The sequence below is a fragment of the Desulfoscipio gibsoniae DSM 7213 genome, assembly GCF_000233715.2.
Lineage (GTDB): Bacteria > Bacillota > Desulfotomaculia > Desulfotomaculales > Desulfallaceae > Sporotomaculum > Sporotomaculum gibsoniae.
The window spans coordinates 897,967-916,062 of record NC_021184.1; the positions used below are offsets into that span (position 1 = coordinate 897,967).

Sequence of the window (18,096 nt, forward strand, 5' to 3'; positions counted from 1 at the left end):
ATTAAAAAAATATTCACAGCTCTAGAGAAAAACGCAAAGGAAAACTATACTGAATGTCGAAAAATATGTAGGGTTTGTCTAAAATTGTTTAATAATTTTTATAAGATTAATGAAATGGAGGTTTGATATCTTGAGTTCAGTTGTTGTAGTGGATCATCCGGTGGCCGGTAACTGTTTGCGTATTTTACGAGACAAACGGACGGAAACTGAGGCCTTTCGCAAGGAAATGAAAAGGTTGGGTTTACTTTTAGCTATTGAAGCCACCAGGGATATTGAATGTGTGCCGGAGCCTGTAGTAACGCCGCTGGAGATTGAAATAAACTGTCCCAGGCTGCGTGACGGCAGGATACTGCTGGTGCCTATTTTGCGTGCCGGCCTTGGATTTGTGGATAGTTTTTTGGACATTTTGCCCGCCGCCAAAGTAGCCCATATCGGTGTAGCCCGGGATCACGACACTTTACAGGCGGTTACTTACCTGGATACCGTGCCGGATCGTTGTGCGGATTTTGACCGGGTATTCGTGGTGGACCCCATGCTGGCCACGGGTAACAGCAGCGTCAAAACTTTGGAGATGATCGTTGCCAAAGGCTACAAGCCCGAGCAAATTACTTTGGTATGCGCTCTGGCCGTGGAACAGGGGATTGCCCAGGTACATAAAAAGTTTCCGGCGATCAAAATTATTACGGCCGTTATCGACCCGGGTCTAAACGATAAAGCTTATATAGTGCCCGGCCTGGGGGATGCTGGAGATCGCTTGAACTTAATTTAAGTTGGTTCCCGCACGTGGTGCCCGGTTTTGTTATTATGGGCCTAATACTCCCGCCTTTTTTGTTATAAGGTTTTGCGGGGAATAAATTAATACCGAGGGGAGAGAAATCCTAGTCGGGACTGCTTAACCGTCGTTGCCAAAACTAGAATCGAAAATGAAGTTAGGCAACCGAAGTAACGGGTGCAATACAAACCAAGTTAAGCTTTCATCGGCTGGGGAATAAATTGTCCAAAAGAGTGATTCAAGTACATGAGCGTTTGCCGCTGCTGCAGACATTACCGCTGAGTCTGCAGCACCTGTTTGCCATGTTCGGGGCCACCGTGCTGGTGCCTATTTTATTTGATGTGGACCCGGCTACGGTGCTTTTATTTAACGGCATCGGCACCCTGCTGTACCTGGTGATTTGTAAAGGGGCTATTCCTGCTTATCTTGGCTCTAGCTTTGCCTTTATATCACCGCTTTTGGTGGTGCTGCCCAAGTACGGATACGAGGCGGCCCTGGGCGGCTTTATTGCCGTGGGACTGGTTTTCTGTGCCGTGGCACTGATTATCAGTGTAGCGGGTACCAGGTGGATTGATGTAATATTTCCGCCGGCGGCTATGGGTGCCATTGTGGCCGTCATTGGTTTGGAACTGGCCCCGGTGGCGGCGGAAATGGCCGGTCTGAACGTCGAAAAGTTGGACCCGGCGGTAATCACCGTTTCCTTGTTTACCCTGGCGGTGACCATTCTGGGTTCGGTGCTGTTTCGCGGTTTTCTGGCCATTATACCCATATTAATCGGCATTGTGTCCGGCTACATACTGGCTTTATTCATGGGCATGGTGGATACTTCCTTCATGGCGGCCTATACCAATAAAGAATCCTTTAAAGAGCTGCTGGAAGCGTTATTCGTGAAGCCAACATTTTACAGGCCTGAGTTTAACCCGGCCGCCATTGCGGTGGTATTGCCGGCCGCGCTGGTGGTTATTGCCGAGCATATCGGCCATTTATTTGTCACCAGCAATATCGTGGGAAAAGATTTAGCCAAAGAACCCGGCCTGCACAGGTCCTTGCTGGGTAACGGGTTGTCCACGGCGATTTCCGGGTTTTTCGGTTCAACGCCCAATACCACTTACGGTGAAAATATCGGCGTACTGGCCATTACCAAGGTGTACAGCGTGTGGGTAATCGGCGGCGCGGCTATCTTTGCTATATTGTTGTCCTTTATAGGTATACTGGCGGACATCATCAAAAGTATTCCTTCGGCGGTCATGGGCGGGGTATCACTGCTGCTTTTCGGCGTAATTGCGGCTTCCGGTATCCGCATGCTGGTGGAAGCCAAAGTGGATTACAATAAGGCTCGTAATTTGATTCTAACCTCGGTGGTACTGATTGTGGGCGTCAGCGGCGCCCACATAGAGATTGGCGCGGTGACCCTTCAGGGCATGGGCCTGGCCACCGTGGTAGCCATATTGCTTAGCCTGGCCTTCAGGCTATTTGACGCGCTGGGTCTTACCGAGGATAACTGATCACCGGTGTCCGTGCTCTGGTGCCGCGTGTTGGTACCGCTCGTACTGGTGCCCATACACTGGTGCCGGGTGTTGAAAGGTTGAAAATCTTAGATTTTCAACCTTTCAACACCCGGCACCTATCAATTTAAAGTATATCTCGTGTGGACTTTTCGAATAGACTTAATAATATTTGCAGACTGGTTATAAGCTGTTAAAGCTCATGAGTGACTAATGGAAAAAAACTGACACTAGAAATGCGCCAAATAAATCGTATCCCATTAATGGGGGCATAATGAAATGTATTTACACATACCCTGATATACAACTTGGTCTTTAGTACATATATGGGGGGGGAGTGCCATTTGCAGCTAAAATTAAACGGCATCTGGTTAGTACTAATTATTTTGACCGGTGTATTCAGCTTGCTTTTTCTGTGGTTTACACTGTTTCCCGGTCGGCCTAGTCCTGAAATTAGCCAATATTTCAGTGCCCGGCAGGTAAGTCAGGGGCGTGATTACGTGCGGGGAATGCGGCTGGTGTTCATTGGCGGGTTTATCACCCAAACAGTTTTTTTGCTGTGGCTGGTGTTTGGCGGCCGGGCTGTGGCCATTTCTCGGTGGATTCAGCAGTTCACCGGAGGTGGGCTGGTGAGCTATGTAGCGTTCTTTCTAGTACTCTGGCTGCTGCTGCGGCTGATTAACCTGCCCTTTGATCTGTTTGGCAGCTACTACTGGCAGCACCGCTGGGGATTTTCCACCCAGTCGCTGGGGAACTGGTGGCTGGACTATTTCAAATCGGCCGGTTTGGAAGTAGTGTTGTCCGCCGTGGGGGTGGCTCTGCTGTTCTGGATTATAGGGCGCTGGTCCAGTGCCTGGTGGCTGGTGGGCGCGGCCTTTTTATCACTGTGGCTGGTGGTGCAAAGCTACCTCTGGCCGGTGCTGGTTTCCCCATTGTTCAACCGCTTTGAGCCCACCAAAGACCCGGCGGTTATAGCCATGGTGGATGAACTTTCCCAAAAAGCTCAGCTGCCGGTGGACCGGGTGCTGGTGATGGACGCCAGCCAGCGAACCACCAAGGCCAACGCTTATTTCACCGGCCTGGGCAGTACCAGGCGCATCGTATTGTATGATAACCTCCTTGCTGATTACCCCGCCGATGAGGTCAGGGCGGTGGTGGCCCATGAAATGGCCCACTGGAGTAAGGGGCATATCATTCAGGGGTTGGGTTTGGGTATACTGGCCAATTTTATCATCTGGGGTTTATTGTTCATCATACTGAAGACCACTATACCGTCACCTTACGGTCATTACCCGCCTTACACCTGGGCCGTCATTGTGCTGTTTATGGCGCTGGTTTCCTTTGCCGCCAGCCCGGTGATGAACCACTTTTCCCGGAACATGGAGTTCGAGGCCGACCGGGTGGGGGTGCAGCTTACGGGTGATGCCCCGGCCGCGGAGCGCTTACAGGTGAATCTGGCCACCAAGAACTTATCCGATGTGGCTCCGCCGGCCTATATAGAATGGTTTAGCTACAGTCACCCACCTGCCCTGGCCAGGATCAAGGCCATACAGCAGGCAGCTAAATAATTGCCCCAACTTCTTTGTCATTAAATATAAAGGTTACAATTAAATGGCATCATAATGCATGGTTGACAATCATTGTCATTAATGGTAAGCTTATAGGAAGGCATCTCGTTTCTGAAACGAGGTGCCTTCAGCTATATTTATAACAAATTTTACATTTAATGTTATTAGGGGGTAGTAGGCAATCATGCAGTATCAAGTTGAATTGACAAAGAAAACCTATGAAAAATTAATAGAGGGGCTTGTTAAAGTTGAAGAAGAAAAGGAAAATTTGCTGAATGATTTTTTCCCTGATGAAATCAAAGAAAGAAACGAGGTTGTGCAAATTATTGAGGAATATGTTTCACGTGTTAGTCAACTGGCCAAAAATATTAAAATAACTGAAACAGCCGATAATAACTTGCCCTTTGTATTAATTGGCAGCGAAGTTGATCTGCAGGATCTGGATTACGATGAAACAATAAAGCTGAGAATAGTGCTGCCAATGCAAAATAAGGATGGCGATGATGCTTCATGTTTATCACCCATTGGTATTTCTTTATTGCTAAAAAAAGTTGGCGAAGAAGTAGCTGTGCAAACACCGGGCGGTGTTTTGCGGTACCGGGTTAACTCTGTTTCTTTGCCATTTTTCTAGCTGCAGCGGGAAGGGTGCTGTTCACTGCGTGGGTGTACCGCAAATCAGCCGTTATCTGGCTTATGGTATAATTAACTTTTTTGCGGGTAGATTGCATTATAAGGAAAATTAAAAAAGTCCTGCCCATCTTAATTTTGTGGCAGGACTTTTTATGTGTGCGATTATAATTCTTTGCCTAAATCGGGACCGGGCTGACTGTTATAGATATGGGTGACTTTCATAAGGATTGCCGATTTGGGGTTAACATCAGGCATTCCTGTTTTAACCCAGGCCACCGCTTCCTCAAATGGTTTTCCCGAAGTAACAATGGTGGCCTGCCCCTTAATTTGATAAGCCTGATTTGTTTTCATATCCCAAACACTGATGGCTAATTGGGGGTTTTCCTGCATATTTTTCAGGCTTTTATTCATAAAGTTGTCAACCAGCAGGATGGTTTCTTCATCATAAATTTTGACAAAGTGAATGGGCACAACGTTGGGGACACCATCTTTGGAGGCCGTAGCCACAGGATAAATGGCGGTTTTTTCAAACACATCTTTTACGGCACCGGTAAGCTTTGGCATAAACAATCACTCCTTTAATAATGGACATATGTTTAATAATCTTTTCGACGAGGCACTATCATTTCCTGCAAGCCATCTAATATTTTCTTGAAAGTTTATTTAAATCCTTTTTGGTTGATTAGCCAGGAAGCTGCGAATTAGAACAAATGATAAAAATTACTATTGTTATTTCAATACATTTACTTTCCACCTGTGACGCGCAATACTTCACCGCTGATATAATCCGCCAGCGGCGAGGCCATAAGCAGTATGGCGCCGGCGCCTTCTTCGGGTGTACCCGCCCTTCTAAGGGGTATTGCGGTTTTAATCATTTGACGTATATTTTCCGGGATGCCGAGGGCTACATTTTTACCGTCCCGTTGGATGGTGCCCCCCTCTTCTTTGGCCCGGGTGAGACGGGTATCCATAAAACCAAAGGCTACAGTGTTAACACAAACATTTAGCGGTCCCCATTCCTTGGCCAGGGTCTTGGTAAGTCCCACTAAAGCTGCTTTGGCGCTGGAGTAGTTGGCCTGCCCGGCGTTGCCGTCCAGCCCCGAGACGGAAGAAATGTTGATAATTTTGCGGGTCACCAGACGACCCTCTGCAATTTCTTTTTTGGCCGCTTCCCGAATATATGGGGCGGCGGCCCGGATAATCCGGAACGGGGCGGTTAAGTGTATTTTGAGCATGGCGTCCCACTGTTCGTCGCTCATTTTATGGATGACCCCGTCCCAGGTGTAGCCCGCGTTGTTGACGATCACATCAATGCTTGGTCCAAAGGCTTCCACGGCGGTTTTTATCAACCTTTCCGCAAATGCCGGATCGGTTACGTCACCTATGCATGTTACGGCCTGCCCGCCGCTAGCCTTGATTTCCTCCACCACTTTTGTAGCCGGACCTTCGTCCAAATCACTTACCACCACACGGCCGCCTTCTTTAGCAAAAAGCAGCGCCGTAGCCCGCCCGATTCCACGGCCGGCTCCGGTGATAATGCAGTTTTTATCTTTTAGCATAAATTCCATTTATGAATCCCCCTTTGTTGTATACCGGCAAATTTATTGTTTCAGCTTTGGTGCAGTTAAATATATGCATTCTACCTTTATCGACAAATCCCTTCAGTTTGCGGCTTGCTTCAATTTTATCCTCCATGTCGCCCGTGGGAATATTTTTAGTGTAGTCAGAAACAATAAATGCAAGGAAAAAGTAACCAGTAGGTAGAATAATAAAACTCAAATCTAATACAGAAGGGAGTGAAAAGCCTGGTTTTCCGGCGATATCCGCCGCCCTCTTTTGTCGGGGAAGAAAGACTGTCAAGCTAGTTTATGACTTTCATTGGAAAACCAGGTTGCTTTAATGAGTGATAATAACAAACCCTCAACACCGCTGGCCGAGGTAATTAACCTGGCGGAGTTTATTAACTACCAGCAGGGGGCAGTGGTCAGCAGAACGCTGGTTGATAAAAAGACCGGTACAGTAACTTTGTTTGCCTTCGATAAGGGACAGGGACTGAGCGAGCATACCGCGCCCTTTGATGCCATGGTGCAGCTGATGGACGGTGAAGCCGAGGTGGTCATTGCGGGTAATCCGTTGCGTTTGAAAAAAGGGGAAATGTTCATTATGCCCGCCAATAAGCCCCACGCACTGCGGGCAGTGGAAAGCTTTAAAATGTTATTGACAATGATTCGCGCCTGAGTACAGTTAATTTTTCGAGTTTATCAATTTTTTTTTGCATCTATTCTACATCTAGTCATTATTCAAGTAAAAAAATAGATTAAATAAAACGCACCGTGGCTGCACGGTGCGTTTTATTTAACCGTTGTTTATACAGATTAACTTGTCTGTCCAGAGAAATACACTAGCTATATCTAAGACTCCGGTCATCTATTGAAGCAAGTTCTTACTTCAGGGGGAGATTCAACTCCCCCTGAATTTTAGAACTGCAAAATGCATGACTAACTTGGCGTACAGTCTCCCACTTATAGAAGTGGGAGACTTACGCCAAGTTAGTCAGGTTAAATGGTCAAATGCTGCCTGGATACGTAAATCCTATTGAGAAGGCTTGTGGTCCCCATAGCTCTTCAACTTATCATCCAGCCATAAATGCATTAACCTGGACTCAAGCATGTTTGCAGCGGCGATTTCAGCAATAAACTGCTGCATTGCGCCGCCTGACTGCTCCAGCTTGGAAACGAAATCGGCATACCCCTGGTGCGATTTTTTTTCGACCCAACTGTAGGTTTTGACCACTTCTTGGACATTAGTAAGGTTGATGGTAATGCCGAACAACCGGCCGATAATGTCACCGCCTTCAACGATAGTGGAAGGCTTACCTCCCATATTTAAAACCGCGCTTTTTACTTTATTGATATGCTCTATTTCTATCTCAGCAAATCTTCTAAAAGTCCTTCTAAGTTCCTGGTCGCTGTAGTCCAAAAAATTTTTATACATACCCAGATGACCGTGCTCAAGGGTTAATATCTTATTAAGTTCCTTTATAATTTTGCGTTCTTCCATTTGTTTATCCCACCTTATAATTACAACCACAGTTTGTTTTTGTTATTATTCCCGGGTGGTAAGGAAAATATCAGCAGTGGGCTAGTCGCCTTTTTCGCCGGCAGAACGATAAAAAATATTGTCATTTATCATAAGCGGTACTATTATATTACCAAGTAAACTAAACCAGTTTATTTGGTTTACTGATTTTCAGTGACATATCCTCATGTGACAGGGACTAAGACACAGCTTATAGCAAATACTTTTGCAGCAATATTAATCTAATCTCAACGACTCTAAAAAAACTTAACAAAAAACAACAACACATACTCAGTGTGTAACAAATTAATCTATCGGTTAACGAGGGGAGTGGTGGTTATGGATATCAAAAAAAGGGCTGCGGGTGTGCTGGTATTATTAATGCTGGCGGCGGGCTCTTACTGGGTTTACGAAAATTATTACAACCGTGAAGATACACTTATTCAGGCTACCGGCACCATTGAGGCCACCACGGTGGAGTTAAACGCTAAAATGGCGGGTACGATTAAAAAGCTGGCTGCGGACACCGGTGATACCGTCACCGGTGGTCAACTGGTAGCAGAGCTGTCCCGCAGTGATTTGGCGGCCCAGCGGGAGCGGGATGCCCTGGGTGTGTTAAAGGCCGAAGCCCAGCTTGCTGATTTACAATCCGGGGCCCGGGAGCAGGAGAAAAAAGAGGCTGCTTCCGGAGTGAACATTGCGCAGGTTAATTTGGAAAAGGCCACCACGGACCTGGCCAGGATAGAGGCCCTTTACCAAAACGGTGCTGTCCCCGAGGCGGACTATGATAAAGCTATGACGAACGCGAAGTTGGCAGAAAACCAGCTGGCGGCTGCCGAGGCCAGGCTGAACCTTTTAGAGTCGGGCAGCCGCCCACAGCAGATCAAGGCTGCCCAGGCGGAGGTGGAGCGCAGCAAGGCTGTGCTCAAGGCCAGTGATGCCATGCTGGCTGATTTGAAGGTTTATTCCCCCATTGAAGGGGTGGTGCTGTCCAGTAATTATGAGGTGGGGGAATACGTGCAGATGGGGGCTCCCCTGGCCACTGTGGCAGACTTAAAGGACCTCTGGATCAAGGTATACATACCCACCGTTGACCTACCCCTCATAAAACTGGGCCAGCAGGTGCAGTTTAGCGTTAGCGGTTTGGACAAGGTGTTTAAAGGGGTGGTTGAGGAAATCGCCACCCAGGGTGAATTTACTCCCAAGACTATTCAAACCCAGCAAGAGCGGGCTAATGTGGTATTTGCCGTGAAAATAAAAATTGAGGATACCAAGGATGTATTAAAACCGGGCATGCCGGCGGACGTGACTTTTGGGCCGAGGGCGGCCCATGATTAAAACAGAAAACCTGGGCAAAAGTTTTGGCCCGGTCACTGCCGTCAGTGAAGTAAATTTATCTGTGACCGCAGGGGATATTTTCGGTCTGGTGGGCCCGGACGGGGCCGGTAAAACCACTATGATGCGTATGATTTGCGGGCTTATAGTACCTGACCGGGGGATGGTGCTTTTGGCGGGTTCCACCGCGGAGCACGGGAAACGAGCTCAAGGGGCTATACTTGGCTACATGCCTCAACGGTTCAGCCTGTACGGTGATTTGACGGTGATGGAAAATATCAATTTTTTTGGTGCCTTGTATAAAATAAACCGGGCAACCATTAAAGAACGGGCTGAGGAAATACTGAATATGACCGGACTTTTGCGCTTCAAAGACCGCTTGGCCGATAACCTGTCCGGCGGCATGAAGCAAAAACTGGCCCTGACCTGTGCCCTTGTCACCCGGCCCGGCCTGCTGGTGTTGGATGAGCCTACTTACGGGGTGGATCCCGAATCCCGTAAGGAATTTTGGAGGATATTATACAGCCTGAATAGGCAGGGTATGACCATTATGGTTTCTACACCCTACATGGACGAAGCCGAGCTGTGCACAAAGGTAGCTTTTATGGACCGGGGCCGGGTGGTGGCGGCCGATTCACCGGCCCGGTTGAAAAGCAGTTTCCCGTACCGGGTACTGGAGGTGTGGGTTGATGTCCGCCGGCCCGAGCTGTTCAACGGTTTGCCCCATGTGGTGGATGTATCGTATTACGGCGATAAATACCGCGTGGTGGTGGAGGATGTGCAGGCAGCCCGGCGAGCTATGGAGCACCGTCTGAAAGAAAACGGCATAGCAGGCGGGCTGCGCTGGGTGGAAATAAACCCCACTATGGAAGATGTATTCATTGCGCTGGCAGAAAAAGAGGTGGTGTAGTGGAATACACAGTAACTACCGACCGTCTGACCAGGGTCTTCGGCAATTTTATAGCTGTGGACAAACTTACATTGCAGATTAAACCGGGGGAGATTTACGGTTTTTTAGGGCCCAACGGGGCTGGAAAATCAACAGCTATACGGATGCTTTGCGGCATATTGGAACCGACGTCGGGTACGGCCACTGTATTAGGCTACGACCTGGTGCGGGAAAGTGAAAAAATAAAGCGGCGCATCGGTTACATGTCTCAGAAATTCAGCTTGTACGACGACTTAACTGCAGCGGAAAACCTGCATTTTTATGCCGGGTTGTATAATATACCCCGTCGGGAAAGGAAAAGCCGGGTGCAGGAAATGATGGACATGGCTGGTTTGACCGGCCGGGAGGATGAGCTGGCAGCCAATTTAAGCGGCGGCTGGAAGCAGAGGCTGGCCCTGGGCTGTGCCATTATTGCCCGGCCTGCCATTGTATTTCTGGATGAACCCACCAGCGGGGTGAGCCCCACTAGTAGGCGTCGTTTTTTTAACATCATCAGGCGCCTGGCCGGCAAGGGCACCACGGTGATGGTTACTACTCACTTTATGGATGAAGCCGAGTACTGCGATAAAATTGCCTTTATCTCATCAGGACGGCTGATGGCTGTGGATACCCCGGGCAATTTAAAACAAAACGTTTTGGAAGGCTGTCTGGTGGAATTGGATTTGCCCGATGCCATGGATCGTATAGAAAGCATTGAGCAGCTGCCCTATGTAAAGGAATGCTCCGTGCACGGTCCCCTACTGCACGTACTGCTTGATGACGAGGCCGGCCTTACGGCTTTGGCGGCATTCACAGGAGCTACACCCAAAACCATTACCCCATCGCTGGAGGACGTTTTTATTGCGCTGGCTGGTGAGGTCCAACGAATATCTATTGCTAGTTAAATTGACGGGATATCTTCAAGCTCGCCCTTAATACCACAGCGAGGATTACTTATTGTGAGTGTTTAAAAGAATAGTTAATCTAACTACTAACAAACTAAGACTAACTAGCTAAAATGAGGTGCCTCTATGAGCAGGATTATCGCGGTTTTACATAAAGAGATATTGCAGATGCGCCGGGATCGGATGACGCTGGGCTTAATATTTATGCTTCCGCTGGTGCAGTTGCTATTGTTTGGCTATGCCATTCAGACTGAGGTTAAGCACATACCCACCGTGGTATTTGACCAGTCGCTTTCGGTTGAAAGCCGCGATTTGTTGGATGCCTTCGGTGCTTCCGGCTATTTCGATATTGCCCGGGTGGTAAACAGCTATACCGAGGTTAATAAAATGATCGACAGCGGTGAGGCCAAGGTGGGCATAATTTTCCCGCCGGACTTTGCCCGCAGCATCAAAAGGGGCGAATCCGGTCCGGTGCAGGTAATTGTAGACGCCAGCGATAATATGGTAGCCAACCAGGCTGTGGCCGTGGCCAATTCCATTGGGCTCATAGAATCACAAAAGATGCTGGCGCAAAGTAAACAGTTTAAAGGGCCTCCCTATGATATCAGGGTGCGCCCCTGGTACAATCCGGACGGTATCACCGCTTATTACATGGTGCCGGCCATACTGGGGATAATTGTGACCATGACCATGGTGATCATGACTTCCATGGGTATTGTGCGGGAGCGGGAGCGGGGTACCCTGGAACAGTTAATTGTCACTCCCATCAAATCTTACGAGCTGATGATCGGTAAAATTGTGCCTTATATCGTACTGGGTTACCTGCAAATCACCGTGGCGCTGCTGGTGGGGGTGATTGTATTTCACGTACCCATCAGGGGCAGCTTGCTTGAGTTATACCTGCTAACCCTTTTCTTTATCACCGCTTCACTGGGACTGGGTATATTGATTTCCAATATTGCCAAATCCCAGATGCAGGCGTTCCAGATGTCCTTTTTTGTTATGCTGCCCAGCATATTACTGTCAGGTTTTATGTTTCCCCGTGATGCCATGCCCAAATTTATTTATTATCTGAGTAGTATAATTCCACTGACTTATTACCTGGATATAATCAGGGGCATAGTATTAAAGGGCATCGGGTTTCCCTACCTGGTTGGACAGGTTGTTTCGCTGCTGGTTTTTTCGGTAGTGCTTCTGACGTTAAGCATATTGAAATTTAAGAAAAAAATCGCTTAGCAGGTTAATTGACAAACGCAGCTGCACATCGGTAAATCGTATTATCGCAGGAGTGAAAATTTACCAAATTAAAGGAGTGCCGGGTTTCAATGAGAGAACGCATTATAGCTGCTTTAATAGAGTTATCCCACACCCGGGGTTTTTATAACTTTACCATGGATGAACTGGCCAGCCAGGCTGGCATGAGCAAAAGGACGGTCTACCGGTATTTTTCCAGTAAAGAAGAAATAATTGAAGCAGTGCTGGATCAGTTTATGGCCTTAGTGGCTGGTGGTATTGAGCGCATAGTTAATGAAGAAAAAAATCCCGCAGACATGTTTGCGGAACTGATCAAACATTTTACGCAAACCGGTGGGAGGTTAATTAACCCACTGGTATTACATGATTTACGAGTGCATTACCCACACTTTTGGAATAAAATAGAGGAATTCAGGACGAAGAAAATTCAACATTTTATCAAGCTGGTTATGGCCAAAAAGGGTTATGCCCGGGATATTCATCCACAACTGTTTATGGCAGCATTTTTAGCCTCCATCCAGGCGATAATCAACCCGGAATTTATCCTGGACCATGGACTGACCTTTGATGGGGCCGTTGGCCAGCTGGTGGAGCTTTTTACGTATGGCTTAGTGGGCGGAAGTGGCACCGGTTGATACGTGGCCGGACATGCAGGTTTGCGAAGCTGAGAACGAGGTAGTTAAAGGATATTGCATAGCTTTAATATGCCTGGCTGTTCGGGTTTACCAGTAAACTGTTTGACATAGGCCAATAAAAAGCCTGTTAAAGGCGGTTGTTATACCGGCAAACGAGTTTTGCTCATAGCAAGAGGCTGTTTTTTTATTAACAGCCTCTTGTCATGGGAATAGTCTTATTGAAAATGTGCAATAAAGTCGATACTATGTGCCTGTAGAATGAGCAGCGGAGGATATATCTTGTCAAAAAGCGCCTTCTACTGGTACATGGGATACGGGAACTGAGAGCTATACTGGCTGAATTGCTGGTGTGTTTGCGCCATTTTTTGCGGCTGTTCCGGTTCCAGGGAGTACCAGCCCTTCCTGAACATAAGGTCAAACAGCTCGCGGGTCATGGCGTGGGTTTCATTAAAAATACGCATCACATCGTTGTGCAGCTGCCTGTGGCTGGCTTCACGAGCAAATACATTTAAATTATCCGTGATATATTTTTCCTGGGACAGGGCGAAATTTAAAGTGTCCCGGTCATTGATGCGTGCGCTCTTGACTTGGGGCAGCAGATTGGACTGGGGATTTTTAATCATATTTTGCTGTTGCTGGTTCGGCATGCCTTGTTGGCTTTGCATATTTTGCTGGCCTTGCATGCTTTGCATGCCCTGACGGCCTGGTATGTATTGGCCGCCCGGCATGCCCGGCAAGCCCATCATGTTTTGCTGTTGATTATACATAAATTAAAACCTCCCATATTATACCTTAGTGATTAGCTGCATTGGCGGGGTTTAAATGGTTCAACAGAATTTGGTAATGCATTTGGTGCATTTGTCCGGCCCGGTCCATGTAATCCCGGATTTCCGGGTCCGTGCAGTTCCTGGCACCGTGGTGGATCATTTTCATAGTGGTAAGTTCCCAGGACAGGGCGTCCTTAAGATAAAGATGATCCTTGGTGCTATTTACATTGGGCGGTTCAGGCATAATTTGCCCCGGTTGCTGCTGGTAGTATTGTGCATTCATGAATATATCATCTCCTTGCAAAAAAGTTTATTAATATTTTGCCTGATTACGGCAATAGTATGTAATCAGTCCTGATAAAAACGCGTTTTTGTCAATCAGCCGTCACTTCAGCGTATAGTATAATAAAAAAATTCAACTTGAAGTTTGCTTTGGTGGGAGATTTATATGAAGGAAGTGGCATGATGGCGGGAACAATAGTGATGATCCACGGTATGATGGGCGGTGCCTGGTGCTGGGAAAAATACAAGGATTTTTTTGAAGCCAGAGGATACCGGTGCATTACGCCGGTGTTGCGTTATCACGATATGGACCCGCTCGGCAAGCCTGATCCCCGTTTGGGTGCCACCAGTTTATTGGATTATGCCCGGGACCTGGAAGAGGGGATAGCAAATTTGGACGAACCCCCTGTATTGATGGGGCATTCCATGGGCGGTTTACTGGCGCAAATTCTAGGCAGCCGGGGGGTGGCCCGGGCAATGGTGTTGCTTACTCCGGCCGCACCCGCTGATATAATGTCCGTTAACTATTCGGTTTTCAAAAGCTTTTTGGGTATGCTGCCCCAGATGGACTTTTGCCGAAAGTCCTTTCGTGCATCTTTCCAGGGCGCGGTTGACGCTATGTTACACAGGCTATCTCCTGAAGAGCAGAAAAGGGTTTATAACCGGATGGTGTATGAATCAGTCCGGGTAGTCTTCGAAATTGGCTGTTGGTTCCTGGATTTCCACAGGGCCGCCCGGGTGGACAGTCAAAAGATTCAGTGCCCGGTACTGGTTATTGCCGGAAAAGAGGATAGAATAACCCCGGCATCAGTGGTAAAAAAAGTAGCCGGTAAGTATAAATCCGTGGCGACTTACAGGGAATTTGATCATACCCACTGGATGATCGGTGAGCCCGGTTGGGAAGTTACCGCCGGGTATGTTGCCGGTTGGCTTAGTGGTTTGCCCGGCTAATATGGGTTGCTGCTTTACCAAGGCATTATAACCAATCACGGCCCCTGTTCTCTTTCAAGGAGAACAAGGGCCTGTATTTACCGTGGTGCCAGGTGTTGAAAGGTTGAAAGTTGAAAGATGAAGACGAGCAGGAATAATAGCCTAATAAAGTAATTTTCGCTGTAGTATTAGGTAAAATCTCAAATGGCAGGGCCATTTAAGCTAAATAACATACATGTAGTGAGTGCGTTCTCCCCTACTTTCCGAATTTATCCCTAATGACCCGCCAGCTGTCGGGATCCTCCATGCCCAGACGCCAAATGGCAATGCCTCTCAAGTTATACTTATTCACTGCATCCAGCTTGAAAGCCATGCTGCTGGAGTTTTCGAAATAAACGCTGTGCCAGTGGCCGTTCTGGTCGGTGTAACTAAAATAAGGGGCCTGGCTGCCGTTATCCCACTGTATGCTTTTTTTATACTTTTTAACAGTGTCCATAGCCAGCTGGTAAGAAAGGTACCTGGAGTTGCCCAGGCCATAATTCCAGTCAAAGCCGTAACCGGCGATACCCAGCAGTATCTTCTCCTGAGGCAGTTTGGACAGTGCATATTTGATAACCCGGTCAACGTAAGCCTGGGAGGCTATTGGGCCGGCCTTGCCGCCTGCGGTATGCTCATCGTAAGCCATAATGGCCACCATATCGGCATACCGGCCCACTTTGGCAAAATCAAAGTTGTCGCCCCAGCCGCCGGTAGCCTTGTCGGTGGTTCTAGAGGGAACGCAAACGATAATTTCAAACCCGGCAGGCTTTAACTGGGCCGACAGTTCAGCTAAAAACTGGATATATAACTCCCGGTCCCAGGCATGCATATTTTCGATATCCATGCATACACCTTGAAAGCCGTTTTCTTTGAGCAGATCAAATATATTCATCACCAGTGTCCAGCGGGTGTTCGGGTTGGCCAGCACTGTGTGGAGCACATCCCGCCCAACGGAAGTTGTCCCGTAAAGCAGGTTATGTATCAAGGCATAGTTTTTGATATTGTTTTCTTTGGTGAGCTTAAGCACCTGGTTAATTTCCTGTAGCGTGTCGTTGCCGTACTGTTCCAGTTTCCCCGGGTTATTTCTGTCCAGCCTGTACCAGAAGGGGGATATGGAGGTTATGGTGTTTTTCTGCTTTTCCAGGGTAGCGTATGAAGATGGTATCGAGTACTCATCGCCAACGTAAAAACCAAGCACTTCCTTTTTAAACTTGGCTGAGGGGTCGGTTGACGGCGGTGGGGTGTATCCCAATAATTTATTAATTAACTGATTGGTTTGAGAACCTACAATACCGTCAACTTTTATTTGATAATCTGACTGTAGTTTTACCACTGAGTTAGTGGTGATGGGGCCAAAATAACCTGTGGGGTTGGTTTGAAAGTAACCGAGGGTTTGTAATTGTTGCTGCAGAGTCAGCACATCCGCGCCCCGGTGTCCCTGTTTTAGCGGCAGCGCTGCCTGGGATGCGGGCACGCTAATTACAAAAAAGGATAATAGAAAAGCGGTAAGGGCCAGAGAAAGAAGCTTTTTCCAGGATGATGTCATGACGGCCTCCTTACATGTATTTTTTATCACATAAAGATTATAGAATAACTGGACAAGTAAAGCATTGGTCAAATATATGCTCAGTTGACAGATGTTCCAAAGCTTTAGAAAGTATGGTAATAAGGAATAAAATTAGTATGCTGATTTCGCGAGCATGGTCTACTATAACTTGCCAGAGGACTTTTGCCTCAAAAGGTGCAAGAGGCTTAATTAATATCAAAGTGGGGCATATTTTAGCCGTATATCCAACACAATATCTTTAAAACATTATGACGGAGGTAGACCTAATGGCAGAAAGACCGTATCACCTGGATTTTAAGCATGACGAGCCCGAGTTGCAGCAGGATTTGCACCGGCCGGTGGGGGCACCGCGGGCCAGGGAGATTAAGTCCCAGGAGGCCCAATTGAACAGCGGGCAGCGGCATGGCACTAACAAGGGTGTAAAAATGGGTATGTCTGAGAAAACCGGGTTGAAAAATGAGTAAAATAACAAGAAAGTTTATGAAAGTTTAAGTCTGACCCCATAAATGACCCCATAAAAAAAGCCCCGTACAGGGGCTTTTTTTATTGGCCTTCGCCGAAATTATCATTGTCGTCCATTCTGATGCGCAGGTAATCCTGGGCTGCTTCCTCATTGGCTTCACGGTTAACCCAGTCCATTTCCTTGGCATCCTTATCATTAAGCATTTCATCACCTCCGCGATTATTCTTTGCATTAATCGTTCTATTATTACATGGTACCATTTCGTATAGGTTTTCGGTGTATGAATCCCTGATCATAGTCCGCTCATAATGTCGTAATAATGCGCGCAGTGAAGTTTAGGATATTAAATTGGCAACTAGATAAAAGCCCGGTATAATGATAACTGGATATGGTCGTACCTGGTTTGAGCGCTTTTAAATGTTAGGCAGCCGGATAAAACCGGTCTCATGATTTGTTAAGCTTCCATTACTTCGGTTGTGTTATTGCACGTGCAAAACCGGATTTTGTGGAGCCTAAAGCGAAATACCAGCTAGATTATATGCATTTAACTATATCGAGGACAGGGAGAATGTGACATGACCAGTGACGAGCTGCGCCAATTATTAATGGATGTTAATTTAGGCCGCCTGGACGTTGATGAAGCTTTGGGCAGACTGAAGAACTTGCCTTACGAAGACATTGGATTTGCCAAGCTCGATCACCACAGGGCACTGCGCAAGGGTTTCCCGGAAGTGGTTTTCTGTCAAGGTAAAACCACCGCGCAGATTGTGGAAATAATGAATAAACTAAGCCGAAACAACCGTACTGTTCTGGCCACCCGGGCCGGGCGGGATGTTTTTGATGCAGTGCAGGCTGTTTTGGATGATGCGGTTTACTCGGAGCTGGCCCGGACTATCGTGGTCTATCGTGGCGAGAGGCCGGCGCCCAGGGGCAATGTACTGGTGGTGACGGCCGGCACTGCCGATTTGCCGGTGGCGGAAGAGGCGGCTATCACCGCCGAGGTAATGGGCAACCGGGTGCACAGGTGCTACGATGTGGGAGTGGCGGGTATCCACCGTTTATTGGACAAGCTGGAGATGTTTAAATGGGCGCACGTGGTCATTGTGGTGGCGGGTATGGAAGGTGCCCTGGCCAGTGTAGTGGGTGGGCTGGTGGAACAGCCTGTTATCGCCGTGCCCACCAGTGTGGGTTACGGGGCCAGCTTTCAAGGACTGGCGGCGCTGCTCAGCATGCTGAACAGCTGTGCCTCGGGTGTGGGCGTAGTAAATATTGATAACGGCTTCGGGGCCGCCACGCTGGCTAATGCGATAACCCGTATTGCAGTTAAAAACTATTGCGCTAAAGATCGTGCTTAAATACAGTCCGTAACGTAGTTCCATGGGTATTATCGTAACACATAAGTCCCGGCTATCTTTTTTAAACGGGTGTAATTTTTCTT

Annotated in this window: 20 protein-coding genes; 13 read left to right on the top strand and 7 right to left on the bottom strand. The window is 47.7% G+C overall.

Going from position 1 to position 18,096, the window contains the following annotated elements; genetic code table 11:
- The first annotated feature begins 130 nt into the window (after nt 1–130).
- The 4 genes from upp to DESGI_RS04170 all read left to right on the top strand — a co-directional run bounded on the left by upp (nt 131) and on the right by DESGI_RS04170 (nt 4,476).
- A complete protein-coding gene (upp, locus tag DESGI_RS04155; protein WP_006521076.1) occupies nt 131–769 on the top strand; it encodes a uracil phosphoribosyltransferase in 639 nt (212 codons plus the stop codon).
- A 224-nt stretch (nt 770–993) separates the two neighbouring features.
- The gene (uraA, locus tag DESGI_RS04160; protein ID WP_006521077.1) at nt 994–2,277 is read left to right on the top strand and encodes a uracil permease; all 1,284 of its coding nucleotides are present in this window, start codon (nt 994–996) and stop codon (nt 2,275–2,277) included.
- A gap of 344 nt (nt 2,278–2,621) precedes the next feature.
- On the top strand, nt 2,622–3,845 hold the full coding sequence (locus DESGI_RS04165) for a M48 family metallopeptidase (protein WP_006521078.1): 1,224 nt from the start codon (nt 2,622–2,624) through the stop codon (nt 3,843–3,845).
- 184 nt (nt 3,846–4,029) lie between these two features.
- The gene (locus tag DESGI_RS04170) at nt 4,030–4,476 is read left to right on the top strand and encodes a GreA/GreB family elongation factor (RefSeq protein ID WP_006521079.1); all 447 of its coding nucleotides are present in this window, start codon (nt 4,030–4,032) and stop codon (nt 4,474–4,476) included.
- Nucleotides 4,477–4,637: 161 nt separating this feature from the next.
- Here DESGI_RS04170 and DESGI_RS04175 read toward each other — a convergent pair whose 3' ends face one another.
- A complete protein-coding gene (locus tag DESGI_RS04175) occupies nt 4,638–5,039 on the bottom strand; it encodes a pyridoxamine 5'-phosphate oxidase family protein (protein WP_006521080.1) in 402 nt (133 codons plus the stop codon).
- A 179-nt stretch (nt 5,040–5,218) separates the two neighbouring features.
- Nucleotides 5,219–6,043, bottom strand: coding sequence for an SDR family NAD(P)-dependent oxidoreductase (locus DESGI_RS04180; protein ID WP_006521081.1), 825 nt, complete (start codon nt 6,041–6,043; stop codon nt 5,219–5,221).
- Nucleotides 6,044–6,374: 331 nt separating this feature from the next.
- Between DESGI_RS04180 and DESGI_RS04190 the strand changes: the two genes are divergently transcribed.
- Complete coding sequence (locus DESGI_RS04190; protein WP_006521082.1) at nt 6,375–6,713, top strand: cupin domain-containing protein; 339 nt, start codon at nt 6,375–6,377, stop codon at nt 6,711–6,713.
- Nucleotides 6,714–7,067: 354 nt separating this feature from the next.
- Here DESGI_RS04190 and DESGI_RS04195 read toward each other — a convergent pair whose 3' ends face one another.
- A complete protein-coding gene (locus DESGI_RS04195) occupies nt 7,068–7,535 on the bottom strand; it encodes a hypothetical protein (RefSeq protein WP_006521083.1) in 468 nt (155 codons plus the stop codon).
- A 357-nt stretch (nt 7,536–7,892) separates the two neighbouring features.
- Here DESGI_RS04195 and DESGI_RS04200 point away from each other — a divergent pair, with 357 nt between their 5' ends.
- From DESGI_RS04200 to DESGI_RS04220, 5 genes are all read left to right on the top strand, one after another.
- Entirely contained in the window at nt 7,893–8,891 is a 999-nt protein-coding gene (locus tag DESGI_RS04200; protein WP_006521084.1) for an HlyD family secretion protein, read from the top strand.
- Nucleotides 8,884–9,798 carry an ABC transporter ATP-binding protein gene (locus tag DESGI_RS04205; RefSeq protein ID WP_006521085.1) on the top strand — a complete coding sequence of 305 codons (915 nt, stop codon included), beginning with the start codon at nt 8,884–8,886 and terminating at the stop codon, nt 9,796–9,798. The genes DESGI_RS04200 and DESGI_RS04205 overlap by 8 nt, the downstream gene beginning before the upstream one ends.
- Nucleotides 9,798–10,721, top strand: coding sequence for an ABC transporter ATP-binding protein (locus DESGI_RS04210; RefSeq protein ID WP_006521086.1), 924 nt, complete (start codon nt 9,798–9,800; stop codon nt 10,719–10,721). The genes DESGI_RS04205 and DESGI_RS04210 overlap by 1 nt, the downstream gene beginning before the upstream one ends.
- A 126-nt stretch (nt 10,722–10,847) precedes the next feature.
- Nucleotides 10,848–11,957 carry an ABC transporter permease gene (locus tag DESGI_RS04215; protein WP_006521087.1) on the top strand — a complete coding sequence of 370 codons (1,110 nt, stop codon included), beginning with the start codon at nt 10,848–10,850 and terminating at the stop codon, nt 11,955–11,957.
- 89 nt (nt 11,958–12,046) lie between these two features.
- Complete coding sequence (locus DESGI_RS04220; RefSeq protein ID WP_006521088.1) at nt 12,047–12,610, top strand: TetR/AcrR family transcriptional regulator; 564 nt, start codon at nt 12,047–12,049, stop codon at nt 12,608–12,610.
- A 296-nt stretch (nt 12,611–12,906) separates the two neighbouring features.
- Here DESGI_RS04220 and DESGI_RS04225 read toward each other — a convergent pair whose 3' ends face one another.
- Together DESGI_RS04225 and DESGI_RS04230 are read right to left on the bottom strand one after the other, a co-directional pair.
- Nucleotides 12,907–13,377: a spore coat protein gene (locus DESGI_RS04225; RefSeq protein ID WP_006521089.1), complete on the bottom strand. Its 471-nt coding sequence runs from the start codon at nt 13,375–13,377 to the stop codon at nt 12,907–12,909.
- A gap of 25 nt (nt 13,378–13,402) precedes the next feature.
- Nucleotides 13,403–13,660: a hypothetical protein gene (locus DESGI_RS04230; RefSeq protein ID WP_006521090.1), complete on the bottom strand. Its 258-nt coding sequence runs from the start codon at nt 13,658–13,660 to the stop codon at nt 13,403–13,405.
- A 179-nt stretch (nt 13,661–13,839) separates the two neighbouring features.
- On the opposite strand from DESGI_RS04230, the gene DESGI_RS04235 reads away from it, so the two are divergent.
- A complete protein-coding gene (locus tag DESGI_RS04235) occupies nt 13,840–14,610 on the top strand; it encodes an alpha/beta hydrolase (protein ID WP_245561147.1) in 771 nt (256 codons plus the stop codon).
- 235 nt (nt 14,611–14,845) lie between these two features.
- Here the strand turns inward: DESGI_RS04235 and DESGI_RS04240 are convergent, their stop codons facing one another.
- Nucleotides 14,846–16,174: a glycosyl hydrolase family 18 protein gene (locus DESGI_RS04240; protein ID WP_006521092.1), complete on the bottom strand. Its 1,329-nt coding sequence runs from the start codon at nt 16,172–16,174 to the stop codon at nt 14,846–14,848.
- 287 nt (nt 16,175–16,461) lie between these two features.
- On the opposite strand from DESGI_RS04240, the gene DESGI_RS04245 reads away from it, so the two are divergent.
- Nucleotides 16,462–16,659, top strand: a complete 198-nt coding sequence (locus DESGI_RS04245; RefSeq protein ID WP_006521093.1) for a hypothetical protein — start codon at nt 16,462–16,464, stop codon at nt 16,657–16,659.
- A gap of 79 nt (nt 16,660–16,738) precedes the next feature.
- Here DESGI_RS04245 and DESGI_RS26005 read toward each other — a convergent pair whose 3' ends face one another.
- Nucleotides 16,739–16,861 (bottom strand): hypothetical protein, encoded by a 123-nt coding sequence (locus tag DESGI_RS26005; RefSeq protein WP_281168085.1) that lies wholly within the window; start codon nt 16,859–16,861, stop codon nt 16,739–16,741.
- Nucleotides 16,862–17,233: 372 nt separating this feature from the next.
- Here DESGI_RS26005 and larB point away from each other — a divergent pair, with 372 nt between their 5' ends.
- Nucleotides 17,234–18,013, top strand: coding sequence for a nickel pincer cofactor biosynthesis protein LarB (larB, locus tag DESGI_RS04250; RefSeq protein ID WP_006521095.1), 780 nt, complete (start codon nt 17,234–17,236; stop codon nt 18,011–18,013).
- Nucleotides 18,014–18,096 lie beyond the last annotated feature (83 nt).